1 protein-coding gene is annotated in these 363 nt (G+C 58.1%); it reads right to left on the bottom strand.

All coding sequences use genetic code 11. The features are described from left to right. Positions 1–54: 54 nt before the first annotated feature. A partial coding sequence (locus P0D70_RS36885) for an NAD(P)(+) transhydrogenase (Re/Si-specific) subunit beta (RefSeq protein ID WP_408188142.1) occupies positions 55–363 on the bottom strand: 309 nt, incomplete at its 5' end.

Below are 363 nucleotides of genomic sequence, written 5' to 3'. Positions count from 1 at the left end.
GGCGGAGATTGCGCCGGCAACAGCAGCATTGCCGGACTTCAACCGTAAGCACGCTCACGCTGATCGAACCATTTCCTCAATCACCTTCTTGGCATCGCCGAACACCATCATCGTCTTGTCCATGTAGAACAGGTCGTTGTCGAGCCCGGCGTAACCCGCCGCCATCGAACGTTTATTCACGATGACGGTACGCGCCTTGTACGCCTCGATGATCGGCATGCCCGCGATCGGCGACTTCGGATCGGTCTTCGCGGCCGGATTCACCACGTCGTTCGCGCCAAGCACCAGCACCACGTCGACCTGACCGAATTCACCGTTGATATCGTCCATTTCGTAGACCATGTCGTACGGCACTTCGGCTTC

The organism is Paraburkholderia sp. RL17-381-BIF-C (genome assembly GCF_046026435.1).
GTDB lineage: Bacteria > Pseudomonadota > Gammaproteobacteria > Burkholderiales > Burkholderiaceae > Paraburkholderia.
Note: the sequence above shows the minus strand (reverse complement) of the source record. Positions and strands in the feature narration are given on the sequence as shown.